The organism is Synechococcus sp. CCY9202 (assembly GCF_034931685.1).
Taxonomy (GTDB): Bacteria; Cyanobacteriota; Cyanobacteriia; order PCC-6307; family Cyanobiaceae; genus CBW1002.
This window is the reverse complement of sequence record NZ_JAYGID010000043.1, coordinates 43,657-57,779: the sequence shown is the minus strand read 5'-3', so window position 1 is coordinate 57,779 and position 14,123 is coordinate 43,657. Positions and strand designations below refer to the sequence as shown.

Genomic DNA, 14,123 nt, shown 5'->3' with positions numbered 1-14,123 from the left:
TGGCTGGGCTACGCCCAGGTCCGCCAGGGGGACCGCCAGGCGGGGCTCATCCGCTGGCAGGAGCTGCGCCGGCAGTGGCCCGGGGGCTACTACGCCTGGCGGGCCGCCGCCCAGCTGGGAGATCCCGCTGCCGACACCCTGCTGGACGCACAGGCCACCCCCCTGCCCAACCCCGGCGAACCTGCCGCCAGCGGCGAGCCCTGGTGGCCCCTGCGGAGCGGTGATCCCGGGCTCGATACCCTCTGGCGCCTCGATCAACGGCTCGAGGCCTGGGAGCAATGGCGCCAGCGCCGTGGCAACGTGCCGCCCGGCGACAGCGCCACCCTGCTGGTGGAGGGGCGGCTGCGCCAGGGTGTCGGCGACGACTGGACAGGCCTCGGGCAGCTGGAGCTGGCCTCCCTGCGGCTCGCCCCGGATCCCTGCGGGCTGCAGCCCCTGCTGGAGCGCAGCCTCCACCCCAAGCGCTTCCTGCCGGAATTTCAGATGGCGGCAGCCCCCGTAGGGCTGCCCGTGAGCCTGCTGCTGGCGGTGGCCAAGCAGGAGTCACGTTTCACCCCATCCGTGCACTCTCCCGCTGACGCCGTGGGGCTGCTGCAACTGCTGCCCAGTACCGCTTCAGAGCTGGCGGGCCGGCCGATGAGCAGCCGGGAGCTGGAGGATCCCGGCCTCAACGCCCGCCTCGGCGCCCTCTATCTGCACCAACTGGCTCGCCAGTGGGATCAGCAGCTCCTGCCGATGATCGCCAGCTACAACGCCGGCCCGGGGGCCGTGACCGGCTGGCTGGCCGACCCGGCTGAACGGCGCCGCCTGCGGGACGAACCGGAACTCTGGGTGGAGGCGATCCCCTATCCGGAAACGCGGCTCTACGTGAAGAAGGTGCTGGGCAACCTCTGGAGTTACAGCCAGGGGACTGCCACGATCAGGCCGAAGCCCCCAACGCCTGGCCGTGGGTGCTCAGCCAGCGTCCTGCCATGAGGCCACTCAGCACCAGGATGTTGAGCACCAGAACCATGGTGGTGGAGGAGGGGACCACCCGGATCCGCACCAGATCCAGACGGGCCAGCAGCACGGCCGGCGCCAGGATCAGCACATTGGCCAGGATGTTGAGGTGCAGGAGATAAAGACCGGCCAGGGTGACCAGCAGCAGGCTCACCACCAGGCTCACCACCCGGCTGGCGGCCATGAGCTGCGACAGACGGAACAGGAGTAGATCCGGCATGGTGCAGATCACCACCACCACCACGGCGTGCAGATACTCCACCAGCAGGATGAAGTGGCCGGGACTTGAAAAGCGCTGGCTCAACTCCGGCAGGGTGAGGGTCCAGTGCATGCCGAGATAGACACTCACCCCGATCAGCAGGAGCACGAGGGGAGCCCTGAACGGCAGGGCGATCAGGCGCAGCACTGAATTCATGGCCGATCCAGGGTCATGGCTGATCCAGCACCAGGGCGATGGCCTCGAGCGGGCAGCTGGGGATGCACTGCTCACAGACGAGACAGCGGTCCGCCTCGAAGTTCAGCCTCCAGACCGGCGCTTCGCAACGCAGGGCTCCACTGGGGCAGATGGCGGTACAGATGCCGCAATCGACGCAGCGCTGGGCATCGATCCGGATCTCCCCAGGGGCACGGTTGAGGGCCAGCCCCTGGCTCTCCAGCCAGGCCTCAGCGGCCTCCAGCTCGTCGATGTCACCGGAGAGCTCCACCACCATGGTGCCGCTCTGATTCGGCGCGATCTGGGCCCGCAAAATCTTGGCGGCGATGTCGAAGTCGACAGCAAGCCGGTAGGTGATCGGCTGGTGCACCGCTTCCCGGGGGAAATGCAGCGTGAGGCGTCGTTTCACGGGGCCGCATCCTTCGGGTCGGACGCTAGCAAGGTCTTCAGGTCAGGGCTGACGATGAACTGCCAGAGTGCCGGTCGGCTCCCTGCGGCAGATGGCGAACCCAAGCGATCCTTCCCCGCCCTCGATCCCCCTGGGCCGACGCGAGCGTGTGCTGCTGGCGGTGATCGCCGCGGCGCTGGCGGTGGCGTTGGTGTGGTTACGGGGAGGTCTCCATCCGGAAGCCCCGCTGGAGCAGCTGGCCCGCCGGTCGCTGGATCTGCCGGTGGCCCTGAGCAATGGCCGGCCCAGCCTGGTGGAGTTCTACGCCGACTGGTGCGAGGCCTGCCGATCGATGGCGCCGGCCATGGAGGCGGTGGAGCGGCAGCATCGTGATCGCCTCAACGTGGTGCTGCTCAATGTCGATAATCCGCGCTGGCTGCCGGAGATCGAGCGCTACGAGGTGAATGGCATTCCCCAGCTGGAACTGTTCGACAACAACGGGCAATCCGTGGGCCGCTCCCTCGGAGCCCGCAGCGCCCCTGAGCTCAACGCCCTGGTCGAGGCGTTGATCGATGGCACGCCGCTGCCGCGCCTGGCCGGCGTCGGCGCAGTGAGCACTCTGGCCGACACGGCCCAGGCACCGGCCGTGATGGCGGATCCCCGCAGCCACGGCTGACGCCCTGCCCACCCAAGCACCCACGCCCCTCCCCATGGATCCCCGCTTCCGGGTCGCCCTGATCGCCGCCACTCCCGAGCCGCAGCGGTGCGTCTATGCGGCCATGCATCAGGACTACAGCGAGGGCTTCGTCGCCGCCGACCCCAGCAGCTGGCCCGAGGAGGCCAAGGCCGGGGAGATCTGCATCAAGCGTCTGCTGGCAGGTGAGCGCGGCCACTTCGGACCACTGGAGCATGCGCAGATTGTTCTCAATGTGGGCTGGTTCCCCCACTCGGTGATGCAGCAGGCCCGCACCCATCGGGTTGGTGTGAGCTTCGATGTGCAATCGATGCGTTACACGGGCGAACGCATCTGCCGCGCCGCCGATGGGGCGATGGAGCTGGAGGAGGTGTTCTACCTGCGGCCGGTGGGCTCTTACAGCGACCGTCAGGGCAAGCGCTACCTCTACAGCGAGGAGCAGCGGGCGATCGATCTGCAGCTCTGCCAACAGGCCGCTGAGCGCTACCGCGACCTGCTGGCGGCTGGCTTTGCCGAAGAGCATGCCCGCGGCATCCTGCCATTCGATTACCGCCAGCACTTTGTGGTGAGCTTTTCGCTGCGGGCCTTCCTCCACTTTCTCGATCTGCGGGCCAAGCTCGATGCCCAACAGGAAATCCGCGCCCTCTGCGATCTGATGTGGCCCCACCTGGAGCGATGGGCACCTGAATTTGCTGACTGGTACGCGAAAAGCCGGCTGCACAAGGCCCGTCTTGCCCCCTGAGCAGCGATCCTTCGCCAAACTTGAAGTTGCCTGATCGCCTCTCTACCTAGCAGCTCCCGTGTTCCCTCCCGTCCGCGACTCACTGCTCCTGACCCTGCTCGGGATGGCTGTGGCCACAGGCGGGCTGGCCGGATCGGCAGGCCATGCCCAGATGCTTCTGGATGCGGCAGGTGCCGGATCGGTCCAAGGCATTCTGCAGCAGCAGGGTGGGGCAGGCTATGGCCAAGTCCTGGACAAGATTCGCCAGCGCCTCTCCAACGAGTCCGGGGCAACACTCAGAAATCCACAGAGTGCCGCGGGCTCAGGGAGCAGCAGCACCCCCCCGGTCGAGACCTCCGGGGCGGCAGTGGCAGCACCCACCACAGGCTCAGATCCAGTGTTCTGGATCAACGACCAGCCCGTCCTCCTGTGCAGCAGCGGTTTTCCCTGCCTGGGCGCTATTCAGCGAGCCATGGGGTTGAACGGACGCTCACGGAACAGAGCATGGCGCCATTGATCCTCATGGCCTGGCAGGCCATGAGGACCGCAGAGCAGCAGGATGACGGGCTCTTCATTGCCCGGGCTACCAGTCGGTTCAGACCCTGGCCAGGGTGACCCGCTCGGGCTGATCCTGATACTTTCCGGCACGATCCTGGTAGGTGGTGTCGCAGGGATCGCCTTCGAAGAACAGCAGTTGACAGATACCTTCGTTGGCATAAATGCGGCAATCTGCGCCGGAAGAATTGCTGAATTCAAGCGTGAGATGGCCCTCCCACCCCGCTTCAGCGGGTGTGGTGTTGACGATGATGCCAAGCCGGGCGTAAGTGCTCTTTCCCAGGCAAATTACCGTGATGTTGGGCGGCACCCTCAGCTTCTCCATCGCAACGCCAAGGCCATAGGAATGGGCCGGCAGAATGAAAAAGGCGCCATCGATGTCCTCATGCAGGGGGGCCGGCTCCAGATTGGCTGGATTGAACCGCTTCGGGTTCATTACCGTGCCGGGGACATGGCGAAAGATCAGAAACTCCTGCGACGACAGACGCAGGTCGTAGCCATAAGAGGAACAACCAAAGCTGAGCACCGGCGCGCTGGAGGTCTCGGGTTCGAGATGCCTCACCAGATGGCCCTCAAAGGGCTGGATCATGCCGGCATCGGCCCGCTCCTTGATCCAGCGGTCGTTCTTGAGCATCAGCCGCGGCGCAGTTGGGTGACCTGATCGGCCATGGCCATCAGAGCGGCGGGCATCGCCGGGCCCGTCAGGATGACATCCAGCTGAGCCGGCCGCTGTTCCAGCACCTCGGTGACATCCAGAAGAGACAGATAACCCAGCTCGATCGCCAGCCCCAGTTCATCAAGCACCATCAGATCCACGGCGCCCGCCAGCAGCTGCTGGCGGCTGAAATCCCACACCTCCCGGACAGCCGCCAGGGCAAGGTCCTGCTCGGCTTCAGCCTGCAGGGGAGCCGCAAGGCAGGCGGGCACCGCCGGCCGCAGCCACTGCAGGCGGCCGCAAAGCCAGAGACTGCGGCCCAGCCCCTGATCCACGCCACCTTTGAGAAACTGACTCACCAGGACGCGACTGCCCAGACCCGCCGTGCGCAGGGCCTGGCTGAACACGGCGCCGAAGCTGCCGCGGAAAGGGGCTGTGTGCACCTGAAGCAGCCCTTCGGCCTGAGGCACGGGCCGAAGGGGCACTACAGCGCGAGTCGCTGGGCGGACAGGGTCAGTTCGCTGCTCAGGCCGGGCCTCCAGCCGCTGACCCCGGACAGAGATGTCACCCCGCTGGGAGGGGCGATGGCTGCCCTGGGGGCTGGCAAGACTGGCGGTCATGGACATCCCGGAGGGCGATGGGGCCGGGCGAGCGGATCATTCCGGCCGACCTGGACAGGGACCGAAGCGATGGGATCGGACGCTGCGCTGAAACCTGAATGTAGCGGCATCTGCGCCCTGGACAAGCCACAAACACCATCCCTGGTGGGAACAGACGGTTTCGCGGAAACGGCGGCACAGGCTGCGACAGGCGTCAACAGCCGCACAGGCCCAGAGCGCCAGGGGCTGGCGAGCGGGAGCGGAAGCGGAGGCCCTGACAGCAACCGTGTTGGTTGCTACAAGAAAGAGCAGGGTCGCTCCGTAGCTTCCCAGTTCCTGCCCCGCCGTCATGGTCGGCGCTACTCGCGGCTTCAGCCGTTACGCCCCCCCTCCCCCCAGCGGCTCCGCTGGCACCGGGTCGGGTGTGTCCGGCGGAGCCGGAGCCACCCTTCTCGAAGTGATGCGCGGTCTCGGCGGCAGCAGCGTCGAGACCGTGGAGCGTGGCAAAACCATTTTCTTTCCCGGAGATCCGGCCGAACGGGTCTATCTGCTGCGTCGCGGCGCCGTGCGGTTATCGCGGGTCTACGAATCCGGTGAAGAAATCACCGTGGCACTGCTGCGGGAAAACAGTCTGTTCGGTGTGCTGTCGCTGCTCACCGGGCAGCGATCCGATCGCTTTTATCACGCCATCGCCTTCACCCGCGTGGAGATGGTGACCGCTCCCGCCACCTCGGTCCGCCAGGCCATTGAGCGCGATGCCAGCGTCGGGCTATTGCTGCTGCAGGGCTTGTCCTCCCGCATCCTGCAGACCGAAACCATGATCGAAACCCTCACCCACCGGGACATGTCCTCCCGGCTGGTGAGCTTTCTGCTTGTGCTCTGCCGCGATTTCGGTGTGCCCAGTCAGGAGGGGATCACGATCGACCTGCGCCTCTCCCACCAGGCGATCGCCGAGGCGATCGGCTCCACCCGGGTGACGATCACGCGGCTGCTGGGCGACCTGCGCAACGACGGGCTGGTGCAGGTGGATCGCAAGAAGATCACGGTCTTCGACCCGATCGCCCTGGCCAAACGCTTCAGCTGACCGCCTCCACTCCAACCAGGTCAGCTGAGCAGATTGCGGTAGCGATCCAGCCAGCCCTGCGGCACGGCACCGAAACGCTCTGCCAGACGCTCCACCATCGGTAGATAGTCGCGCGCCATCTCCCGCTGAAAGCCCAGGGGGGGTTCCCGGCCGCCGGCGGCCACGTTGACGGCCGGCGGCAGACGCAGTCGCTCGTTCAAAGGGGGCGCGGCCAGAAAGTCGAACAGGTCGTCGGCGAAGGCTGCAGGATCACTGCTGAGCTGTTCGAAAAAGCAGCAGTGCAACTGAGCGGGCTGGAACACCGCCTCGACGGTCTCGATGGTGCGGAGGTAGTTGGAACGGCTCACGGCCCCGGGCATGCGGGCCTGCTCCAGCAGAGCGGCAATGTCGGCCTCACCGTCGAACTGGCCCTTGCGGACCCGGTTGCGGATCGCCGACCAGACCCTCAGCACGGGATCGCGCATCACGAACACCAGCCTCAGCTCCGGTGCCAGACGCTGCATCCGCTCCCACACCGGCCGCTCCAGGGTGGCGTAGGCGGGGGTGATCTCGCCGACCCGCTTGCCCTGGCGACGTCCCTGACCAAACAGGCGGCAATACCAGGCATCACTGCGCGGCAGGAACCAGTAGCGGCCGAACCAGCGGGGATCGCGGGCGAAACGCTTCAGGTCCCAGAACCTGGCGCGTCGCCGCTCATCGGCGTCGAACACGCCGAAGCGGATCTGGGGCTTGTCAAAGTAGTGGAGCTCCTTGACCGGCGTGAGCCACAGATCCGGATGCTGGCTGAGAACCCTGTGCAGCCAGGTGGTGCCGGAACGCTGGGCCCCGATCACCATGAAGTCCGGAACCATCGCGGTGCAAGCCGGGCGGGCCAGACATTAAACGACCCAGAAGCACCGACCGGACCACAGACATCGGAACAGGCCAAGGATCAGACCCGGCGGGACGCCTCCCCAGACTGTCCGCACCGTGCCGGACGACGGGGTCTGTGCTGCAGGATGCAGCCTTCGGATCCCCCGGATCCGAAGGCTGACAGCGGAACGACGGCGTGGTGAGGCAGCGATGACGGGTTGGTTGTTGATCCTGGTCCTGCTGGTGCTGGGCGGCGTGCTCTCCACCCTCGGTGATCGGCTCGGCAGCCGCGTGGGCAAGGCGCGCCTCAGCCTGTTCAACCTGCGACCGCGCCGCACCGCCGTGCTGATCACGGTGCTCACCGGATCGCTGATCAGTGCCATGTCCCTGGGCCTGATGCTTCTGGTGAGCCAAAGGTTGCGGGTGGGCCTGTTCGAACTGGACCAGCTGGAGCAGAGGCTGCAGCAGAGCCGCGACGATCTGGCACGCAGCCGCCGCGACCTGGTCGGTGCCCAGGCCGCCAGCGCCACCGCCCAGCAGGCCAGCCGCCGAGCCCAGGCGGCCACCAAGCGGGTGGAAGGGGAGCGAAAACGGGCCCAGGCCCAGCGGGATGAAGCGGAGAAGCGGCTGCAACAACTGCGGCGCGAACTGCTGCCCCTGCAGCAGCAGCGTGCCCGGCTGGAGGCCGAGCGCGATCGCCTCAGCCGCGATGTGGCTAACCGGGACCAGGAGATCCGCCGCACCGAAACCGAGTTGGCGGCGGTGCAGGAGCAGATCAAGGAAGGGGAGAAGGAACTCCAGGGCCTTGAAACCAAGATCATCGCCCTGCGCCGCGGCGATGTGGTGATCAGCAGCGGCCAGCCCCTGGCCACCGCCAAGGTGACTCTGGAGCGACCGGAACAGGCCCGGGACGTGATCAACACCTTGCTGCAGCAGGCCAACCGGCTCGCGTTCCAGCGGGTGCTGCCGGGGGAGCCGCCGGACCGCCAGATCCTTCTGGTGCCAAGGAACGACATCGCCAAACTGGAGACTCTGCTGGCCCGCCCCGGCTCCTGGGTGGTGAGCCTGCTCTCGGCCGCCAACGTGCTGCGCGGTGAGCAGCAGGTGCTGGCCTTTCCAGACCTGCGGCCGAACCGCCCCGTGGCGCGGGCGGGCGACGTGCTGGCCACCACCAGCCTCGAACCGGAGGTGCACAGCCCCCAGCAGGTCAACAGCCGGCTGAACCTGCTGCTCGCTGCCGCCTACGCCAAGGTGCAGCGCCAGGGTTCGATCACCGATGGCCTGCAGTTCGACGCGGCCCTGCTCAACCAGCTGGCCCGCTCCCTGAGCGAGCGACCGGAAGATCAGGCGGCCCAGCTGGAAGCCGTGGCCGTGCAGGATGCCGACACTCCCGATCCGATCGTGGTGGAGCTCCGCTGGATCCGGCCACGCAACGGACGCCCCTGAACGCCGTGCCATGGCCACCCACGCCTCACCCGAGCCGAGTGATCGAATCCCTCACGGCGATGCACCGCAGCAGCGAGCCGGACTGGCGGGGTTGGATCCGGGCCGCTGCAAGTGCGGCCTGGTGTGCACCGATGCCACGGGGCAGCGGATTGTGGCGGCGGCGGTGCTGACCCCGGAAGCGACCTGGCACCAACTGAACAGCTGGTGCGCCGAGGGGCTGGTGGCTGAGATCGTGCTGGGCAACGGCACCGGCTGCCGGCACTGGCAGACAAGACTCGCGACGATCGCTGCTGTGCATGTGGTGGAGGAGCATGGCAGCACCCTGGCGGCGCGGCAGCGTTTCTGGGAGCTGTTCCCGCCTCGGGGCTGGCGGCGCTGCCTGCCCCGAGGGCTGCGGCAGCCGCCCCGCGACTGGGATGATGTGGTGGCGCAGTTGCTGCTCGAACGGTTCCTGGGTCGAACCCTGCCGCGCTCCTGATCCAGAAGGGGAGGTCCGGCTCCGCGCTGAGCCCGGGATGCCCAGCCCGATTTCAGAGACTGGCGCGCACGGTGAAGGCGTAGTCGCCGCCGGCCTCGAGCTGGTAATCGGCCTGGAGCAGAAAGCGCAGCAGAGCATCCTGGATCAGGGCGCGGCCCAGGGAGGGCTCCACGTTGAGTTCACCACGATCGAAGGCCCAGCAGAAGGTCCACTGGAACCCGCCGGCGGACACCTCACCCTCCAGCACCCGCTGGCTGAAACTCTGGCGCAGGACCCGCAGCTGGGCGGTGGTGGCGGGCAGGCGGCTCACGAGGGATACATCACGGCGAAGGGCTCACGACAGGCAGATCAAGGCTGACAAAAGCCCATGGCAGACATCAGGCTGCCGCAGCCTGAAGCGAAAAACTGTTCAGGCGGTTGCCGGCCCGCTCGATCCCGAGCCGGCGGATCAGGTCGATGCCGGCCACCACCTCATCGAGCACTGCGGCCAGGCCAGGCTGCTCGTCCGCCGAGAAGCGCCCCAGCACGTGGGACACCGTGCGGGCCCGGCGCTCGACGGGATGCTCCGCTGGAGCGCCGATGCCGATGCGCAGCCGCGGAAACTCCTGAGCGCCGAGGTGCTGGATCGTGCTGCGCAGGCCGTTGTGTCCACCGGCGCTTCCGCTGGCACGCAGGCGCAGACGACCGAAGGGCAGATCCATGTCGTCCACCACCACCAGCATCTGGGAGGGTTTCAGGTCGAACCAGTCGAGGGCTGCACGAATCGAGCGTCCACTGTCGTTCATGAAGGTCTGCGGCATGAGCAGCCGCAGGCGCCGATCGCCATGGCCCACCTCCGCCAGCAAGCCGTGAAGCTTGGCCTGCTGGCGAAACCCGACGCCCTCCTGGCGTGCCAGGCGTTCGAGGGCCATAAAGCCCACGTTGTGACGCGTGTCGACGTATTTAGAACCCGGATTTCCCAAGCCGACCAGCAGCCGCAGGTCCACTCCCGGCAGCGTGGTCTCAGTGGTCACCGGAGGCGTTGGACTCACGGATTGCAGGGAAACATCCCCCGAAAAGGTCTGCCCGAGGCTACGGCGCGGGGGATGGGCAACACCGCTCAGCCCCTCGAGAAGACAGCACAACCTTTCGAAAGGCTTGTGACAAGGAGTGGCAAGGCTTCAGGCCATTGGCGTGGCTGACTCCCCACTGGCCATGGCAGACCCAACCTCTCCACTGGCCGTTGCAGGCGCAGACCCCTCAGGAAGCGCCGGTGACGCAGACGGCTCCGGCTCGGTGGTGATCGCGGAGCGGAACTCCTTCTCAAACTCCTGGGAGGCCGACTGAAAACCCTTGAGCGTCCGACCCAGGGTTTTGCCCAGTTCAGGCAGCCGCTTGGGCCCGAACACCAGCAGGCCAATAGCGGCGATCACCGCCAGTTCGGGCAAGCCGATACCGAAGAAATTCATGCAGGAAATGCGGCTGGGTCAGGAATCAGCCGACGCCGTTCCAGTTGACGGTGATGCCCTCGAGCAGGAGCGACTTGTTGTAGAGCTGCAGGATCACGAGGAGGAAGACCAGGAAGAGGAGCATGAACACCCCCATCACCGGGGTGGTGCCCCAGCCGGGAACGACCTTGCCGTATTCGGAATTCAGGGGTCGCAGCAGATTTCCGAGGGGGGTGCGTTGGGCCATGGAGCTCAGTCCTCTCGATCAAGGAATCGTGACGGGTACTCTAAAGGTCACACCAGGGCCGCCTGCGACAGCTTTCGAGACTCGTATGGAATCCACAGGTTCGCCCGCCCTCTCCATTGCCCTCACCGTGCTGGCAGTGTTACTGGCCCTCACAGGCTTCGGCGTCTACCAGGCCTTCGGGCCGCCCTCGAAGCAACTCACCGATCCCTTCGACGATCACGAGGACTGAACACCGGTTCCCGGAATCGTCACCGGTGTCGCCAGTGCAGTTCTCAGCTCAGCGCCAACCCTGACCTTCAGGCCCGCCGGCGGATTCGCCAGAAGCCGAACTCCCAGGGCCCCAGCACCGCTGCCTGCACCCAATCTCCCGTTTCCTGCGGCAGCGGCTGAAACAGACCGTCGCCCCGCTCCAGCAGCTGCCAGTCGGGCCCGACATCGAGCCAGCGCCGGCAAGGGCCCAGGTTCTGCACTGTGAGGCGCACCACGCCGAGCTCCGGATCGGGCGCCAAGGCAATCATCTGCAGATCTTCGGCCAGGGCGGGAAAACCGGGTGGCGGATTGGGGGCTCCGGCCGTAGCCGTGGGGCGCCCCCAGAGGGGCTCGCGCAGCCGCAGGGCCTCCGCCGGCACTCCTCCGCGGCGCCAGCCTCCGGCGCAGGGCATCAGCGCCAGCTGCTGGCGTTGCCAGCCGTTGTCGGCGGATGGATCGGGCCAGGTGGGGCCCCGCAGCAACGACACCCCCAGCGCCTGCTGGCTGGCCGATACCCCCTGAGGTCCATCGAGGAGCACCGCCATCCCAGGCTCGCCCCCCCCAGCAGCCGAGGCACCGATCGCCGCCAGCCAGCCGATCGCCGCCACTTCCCAGCGGCTGCGCTCGCGGTTGGTCTGGGGCTCGGCTGGACGCTCGATCACGCCGCCGCTGGTGTCGGTGGCCCAGCGAACGGCAGGCCAGGCCAGCGGCACCTCGAGTCGCAGCAGTTCATGGCGCTGGCGCCAGTTCACCGCGAGGCTGAGCTCCAGCCAGGGGCTGCCAGCGCGCAGGCGCCCATCGAGCCGCAGTGGGCTGGTACCGCAGCGGCCCCGCCAGCGGAACGCCGCGCAGAGGGGCCCCCGCTCCAGCCACTGCGGCGGCCCGTCCCAGATCCAGGGCAGGGGATGGTCGCGGTAGTCGGCCGCCAGATCCCAGGCATCCCAGAACTCACCGCGATCGCCATAGCGCCGCCAGGCCAGCGGCGCAGCGAGCTGGGCCGCGCCGCTGGCATCCCAGAGCTGCTCCACACCCGCGGGCCCGACCGCCACACTCAGGAGTCCATTGGAAAGCCGCCAGCGGTCGCTCCCCCGTTCCGGATCGGGCTCCAGCCGTACAGGATCCCGCAGGGCTAGCGCCTCGACACCGGAGGCGACAGGGCGCGGGGCGGGGTCCGGTCCGACCGTGCTTCGCCCCGGTGGCCTTCGCCACAGGGGCAGGGCCGTCACACCTGCCGGAACGGGCAGCTGCACCCACACCCCACCGGACGCGGCCGGCTGGCTGGTGATGGGCTGATCGCCTGCGGGCCCCGGCAGGCTCCACTGGCCCGCAGGCAACCGCACGGTGCAAGAGGCCGCAGCCAGGGGCTGGAGCTGGGCGATCCACCACCTCTGGTCATTCTTCTGTTCGGCCGTGTGGTCGGACGCCTGGTCGTCCCTCTGGCCGGCCGCCGCCGAATCTTGACTCGTTGCTCCAGTGGCCGAGCCAACCGACCCAGCCTCCCCCGCCACTGCAGCCCCCAGCCAGCGCCCCAAAGCCTGATCCCGCTGCCGGCGCGCCCTGCGGCGGGCGCGGCGCCACTGGGGCTCCGCCTGCTCGAACACCTCCGGGATCGAGCTGCCGGGAAGGATGTCGTGAAATTGCTGAAACAGCAGGTCGCGCCAGTCCGGCAGGTCCGTTTCGGCCCCCGCCAGCTGGCTTCGTTCGGTCTGAACTCCCTCTGCCTTGCCACCCTGCAGCAGCGCCTGGGCCAGCTCCGCCTCCCGCAGCAGGCGCTCCAGACTGCGGTTGTGGCGCTTCTGGTCTGGCCGGCTGGTGGGGCAGCCACGGTGCAGCTCCAGGTAGAGCTCGTCGCGCCACACCGGCAGCGTCGGCGCCAACGGCGCCAGATCCGCCAGGTACTGGCGCAGGCTGCCGTGGCGCTGGGGCGCCGCCTCGGGCTGGGCTTGCCAGAGGGCCAGCTGCTCGAGCATCTCGGCGGTGGGGCCGCCGCCGTGGTCACCCACCCCCGGCAGCCACAGGGCGGTCGCGTGGCCACTGGCCTGCTGCCACTCCAGCCGGTAGCGCTCCATCGCCTCCGGATCGCCATCGGTGCCGATCGGCGCCGTCATCAGCGCCAGGACCTCACCACTGCCGCGGCTGCGCCAGCGGAACAGTCGGTGGGGGAAGGGAGTGGAGGCATTCCAGGCGAGCTTGTGGGTGCAGAACCAGCGCACTCCGGTGGCGGCCGCCACCGCCGGCAGACCGGCCCCGAAGCCGAAGCTGTCCGGCAACCAGGCGAGGCTGTGCTCCCACTCGGGGAACGCGGCCTGGCTGTAGTGCTGCCCCTCCTGGAACTGGCGCAGCAGGGAGGCCGTGCTCACCAGCACGCAATCGGTCTCGACCCAGGGACCGTTGAGCGGCTCCCAGCGACCGGCCCGCATGGCGGCGCGGATGCGCTCGAACAGGGCCGGACGGTGCCGCTCCAACCAGGCGTAGAGCGCCGGGGTGGAATGGCCGAAATGCAGCTGCGGGAAGCGCTGCATCAGATCCAGGGCCGAGGCGAAGGTGCGCTCGGCCGCCTGCCAGGTGTCCGCCACGGGCCACAGCCAGGCCAGGTCGAGGTGGGCATGGCCGAGCACATGAAACCCCGGCTGGCCTGGCTCCAGGGAGACTGGGGCGGCAAGCGGCAGCGTCCGCCCCTGGCGCAGCTTCACCAGAGCGGCGGCCGTCTCGGCAAGCAGCCCCTGGGGATCGGCCGGGTCGGTCGGTTCGAGTTCAAGGCGGCTGTGCATCAGGGCGCCGTCGTCGTGGAGGGGGCTGCGCAGCCGCAACTCCAGCTCCAGCGGCTCGCCCTGCCACCAGGAGCGCGGCAGAAGCCAGCGACAGGCGGTGTCGAACAGATCACCGCGGTGCCGGCATGTGCCGTTCACCCACAGCTCGGCGCGATCGGCCCACCAGCGCAGCACCAGACGGGCCTCCGCCGCCCCAGCCAGGTCAACCCAGGCGGAAGGACAGCTCAGGCGCAGCCGCAGCCGCCACCACTGCTGGCCCCGCGGCCAGACGATCAGGCCGCGGGCTGTCCAGTCGGGCCGGGCCTGCGGCGCCCACGGGTGGGCCAGGGCCGGAGCTTCCGAGCCATCGGGCCAGGGGCAGAGCCAGAGGGGCTGAAGCTCCAGGCGCGAACATGACTGAAACGTTTCAATCCGGGGGGATTCCTGTTGCTCAGGGCCCTCGGGCATTTTGGATGGCCGGCCAGGACCCATAGGATGATGCGGCTGCCGCAGGGCCTGCGAGGCACCTCCCGGAGCCTGTCACTC

Annotated in this window: 18 protein-coding genes; 7 read left to right on the top strand and 11 right to left on the bottom strand. The window is 68.0% G+C overall.

The genetic code is table 11. The features are described from left to right. Positions 1-975, top strand: a 975-nt coding sequence (locus VB777_RS06765; RefSeq protein WP_323247881.1) for a lytic transglycosylase domain-containing protein, incomplete at its 5' end; no start/stop codon positions are given. On the opposite strand, the gene VB777_RS06760 is transcribed toward VB777_RS06765, so the two are convergent. Beyond that, positions 920-1,414, bottom strand: a complete 495-nt coding sequence (locus VB777_RS06760; protein ID WP_323247879.1) for a hypothetical protein — start codon at positions 1,412-1,414, stop codon at positions 920-922. The genes VB777_RS06765 and VB777_RS06760 overlap by 56 nt on opposite strands. Before the next feature lie 13 nt (positions 1,415-1,427). Beyond that, on the bottom strand, positions 1,428-1,841 hold the full coding sequence (locus tag VB777_RS06755) for an NIL domain-containing protein (RefSeq protein WP_323247877.1): 414 nt from the start codon (positions 1,839-1,841) through the stop codon (positions 1,428-1,430). Positions 1,842-1,932: 91 nt separating this feature from the next. Between VB777_RS06755 and VB777_RS06750 the strand changes: the two genes are divergently transcribed. Beyond that, positions 1,933-2,496 carry a thioredoxin domain-containing protein gene (locus VB777_RS06750; protein WP_323247875.1) on the top strand — a complete coding sequence of 188 codons (564 nt, stop codon included), beginning with the start codon at positions 1,933-1,935 and terminating at the stop codon, positions 2,494-2,496. A gap of 34 nt (positions 2,497-2,530) precedes the next feature. After that, a complete protein-coding gene (thyX, locus tag VB777_RS06745; protein WP_323247873.1) occupies positions 2,531-3,256 on the top strand; it encodes an FAD-dependent thymidylate synthase in 726 nt (241 codons plus the stop codon). Positions 3,257-3,335: 79 nt separating this feature from the next. On the opposite strand, the gene VB777_RS06740 is transcribed toward thyX, so the two are convergent. From VB777_RS06740 to VB777_RS06730, 3 genes are all read right to left on the bottom strand, one after another. After that, the gene (locus VB777_RS06740) at positions 3,336-3,482 is read right to left on the bottom strand and encodes a hypothetical protein (protein WP_323247871.1); all 147 of its coding nucleotides are present in this window, start codon (positions 3,480-3,482) and stop codon (positions 3,336-3,338) included. Between the two features lie 348 nt (positions 3,483-3,830). Next, complete coding sequence (dcd, locus tag VB777_RS06735; protein WP_197157310.1) at positions 3,831-4,424, bottom strand: dCTP deaminase; 594 nt, start codon at positions 4,422-4,424, stop codon at positions 3,831-3,833. Further along, positions 4,424-5,065: a cob(I)yrinic acid a,c-diamide adenosyltransferase gene (locus VB777_RS06730; protein WP_197171646.1), complete on the bottom strand. Its 642-nt coding sequence runs from the start codon at positions 5,063-5,065 to the stop codon at positions 4,424-4,426. Before VB777_RS06730 ends, dcd begins: the two co-directional genes overlap by 1 nt. 328 nt (positions 5,066-5,393) lie before the next feature. Between VB777_RS06730 and ntcA the strand changes: the two genes are divergently transcribed. After that, positions 5,394-6,128, top strand: coding sequence for a global nitrogen regulator NtcA (ntcA, locus tag VB777_RS06725; protein WP_197157314.1), 735 nt, complete (start codon positions 5,394-5,396; stop codon positions 6,126-6,128). A gap of 20 nt (positions 6,129-6,148) precedes the next feature. Here ntcA and VB777_RS06720 read toward each other — a convergent pair whose 3' ends face one another. Next, positions 6,149-6,979 (bottom strand): sulfotransferase, encoded by an 831-nt coding sequence (locus VB777_RS06720; protein ID WP_323247869.1) that lies wholly within the window; start codon positions 6,977-6,979, stop codon positions 6,149-6,151. Between the two features lie 211 nt (positions 6,980-7,190). Here VB777_RS06720 and VB777_RS06715 point away from each other — a divergent pair, with 211 nt between their 5' ends. Together VB777_RS06715 and VB777_RS06710 are read left to right on the top strand one after the other, a co-directional pair. Further along, positions 7,191-8,426: a DUF3084 domain-containing protein gene (locus VB777_RS06715; RefSeq protein WP_197157318.1), complete on the top strand. Its 1,236-nt coding sequence runs from the start codon at positions 7,191-7,193 to the stop codon at positions 8,424-8,426. A 10-nt stretch (positions 8,427-8,436) separates the two neighbouring features. Continuing rightward, positions 8,437-8,904, top strand: a complete 468-nt coding sequence (locus tag VB777_RS06710; protein WP_323247867.1) for a resolvase — start codon at positions 8,437-8,439, stop codon at positions 8,902-8,904. Positions 8,905-8,956: 52 nt separating this feature from the next. Here the strand turns inward: VB777_RS06710 and VB777_RS06705 are convergent, their stop codons facing one another. The 4 genes from VB777_RS06705 to psbH form a co-directional block, all read right to left on the bottom strand. Beyond that, positions 8,957-9,214: a DUF3146 family protein gene (locus VB777_RS06705; RefSeq protein WP_197157320.1), complete on the bottom strand. Its 258-nt coding sequence runs from the start codon at positions 9,212-9,214 to the stop codon at positions 8,957-8,959. Positions 9,215-9,281: 67 nt separating this feature from the next. After that, the gene (pth, locus tag VB777_RS06700) at positions 9,282-9,917 is read right to left on the bottom strand and encodes an aminoacyl-tRNA hydrolase (RefSeq protein ID WP_416238317.1); all 636 of its coding nucleotides are present in this window, start codon (positions 9,915-9,917) and stop codon (positions 9,282-9,284) included. A gap of 147 nt (positions 9,918-10,064) precedes the next feature. After that, on the bottom strand, positions 10,065-10,352 hold the full coding sequence (locus VB777_RS06695; RefSeq protein WP_323247865.1) for a TatA/E family twin arginine-targeting protein translocase: 288 nt from the start codon (positions 10,350-10,352) through the stop codon (positions 10,065-10,067). Positions 10,353-10,377: 25 nt separating this feature from the next. Beyond that, positions 10,378-10,578, bottom strand: a complete 201-nt coding sequence (psbH, locus tag VB777_RS06690) for a photosystem II reaction center phosphoprotein PsbH (RefSeq protein ID WP_197157324.1) — start codon at positions 10,576-10,578, stop codon at positions 10,378-10,380. An 85-nt stretch (positions 10,579-10,663) separates the two neighbouring features. On the opposite strand from psbH, the gene psbN reads away from it, so the two are divergent. Further along, entirely contained in the window at positions 10,664-10,807 is a 144-nt protein-coding gene (psbN, locus tag VB777_RS06685) for a photosystem II reaction center protein PsbN (protein ID WP_197157326.1), read from the top strand. Between the two features lie 67 nt (positions 10,808-10,874). On the opposite strand, the gene VB777_RS06680 is transcribed toward psbN, so the two are convergent. Then, complete coding sequence (locus VB777_RS06680) at positions 10,875-14,045, bottom strand: alpha-mannosidase (protein ID WP_323247863.1); 3,171 nt, start codon at positions 14,043-14,045, stop codon at positions 10,875-10,877. Positions 14,046-14,123 lie beyond the last annotated feature (78 nt).

Excerpts from the sequence above, each read along its gene's own strand:
- VB777_RS06720 (WP_323247869.1), bottom strand. The coding sequence starts at position 6,979 with ATGGTTCCGGACTTCATGGTGATCGGGGCCCAGCGTTCCGGCACCACC.
- VB777_RS06710 (WP_323247867.1), top strand. The coding sequence starts at position 8,437 with ATGGCCACCCACGCCTCACCCGAGCCGAGTGATCGAATCCCTCACGGC.
- psbN (WP_197157326.1), top strand. The coding sequence starts at position 10,664 with ATGGAATCCACAGGTTCGCCCGCCCTCTCCATTGCCCTCACCGTGCTG.
- VB777_RS06760 (WP_323247879.1), bottom strand. The coding sequence starts at position 1,414 with ATGAATTCAGTGCTGCGCCTGATCGCCCTGCCGTTCAGGGCTCCCCTC.
- VB777_RS06695 (WP_323247865.1), bottom strand. The coding sequence starts at position 10,352 with ATGAATTTCTTCGGTATCGGCTTGCCCGAACTGGCGGTGATCGCCGCT.
- VB777_RS06680 (WP_323247863.1), bottom strand. The coding sequence starts at position 14,045 with ATGCCCGAGGGCCCTGAGCAACAGGAATCCCCCCGGATTGAAACGTTT.
- VB777_RS06750 (WP_323247875.1), top strand. The coding sequence starts at position 1,933 with ATGGCGAACCCAAGCGATCCTTCCCCGCCCTCGATCCCCCTGGGCCGA.
- ntcA (WP_197157314.1), top strand. The coding sequence starts at position 5,394 with ATGGTCGGCGCTACTCGCGGCTTCAGCCGTTACGCCCCCCCTCCCCCC.
- dcd (WP_197157310.1), bottom strand. The coding sequence starts at position 4,424 with ATGCTCAAGAACGACCGCTGGATCAAGGAGCGGGCCGATGCCGGCATG.
- thyX (WP_323247873.1), top strand. The coding sequence starts at position 2,531 with ATGGATCCCCGCTTCCGGGTCGCCCTGATCGCCGCCACTCCCGAGCCG.
- VB777_RS06715 (WP_197157318.1), top strand. The coding sequence starts at position 7,191 with ATGACGGGTTGGTTGTTGATCCTGGTCCTGCTGGTGCTGGGCGGCGTG.
- psbH (WP_197157324.1), bottom strand. The coding sequence starts at position 10,578 with ATGGCCCAACGCACCCCCCTCGGAAATCTGCTGCGACCCCTGAATTCC.
- VB777_RS06730 (WP_197171646.1), bottom strand. The coding sequence starts at position 5,065 with ATGACCGCCAGTCTTGCCAGCCCCCAGGGCAGCCATCGCCCCTCCCAG.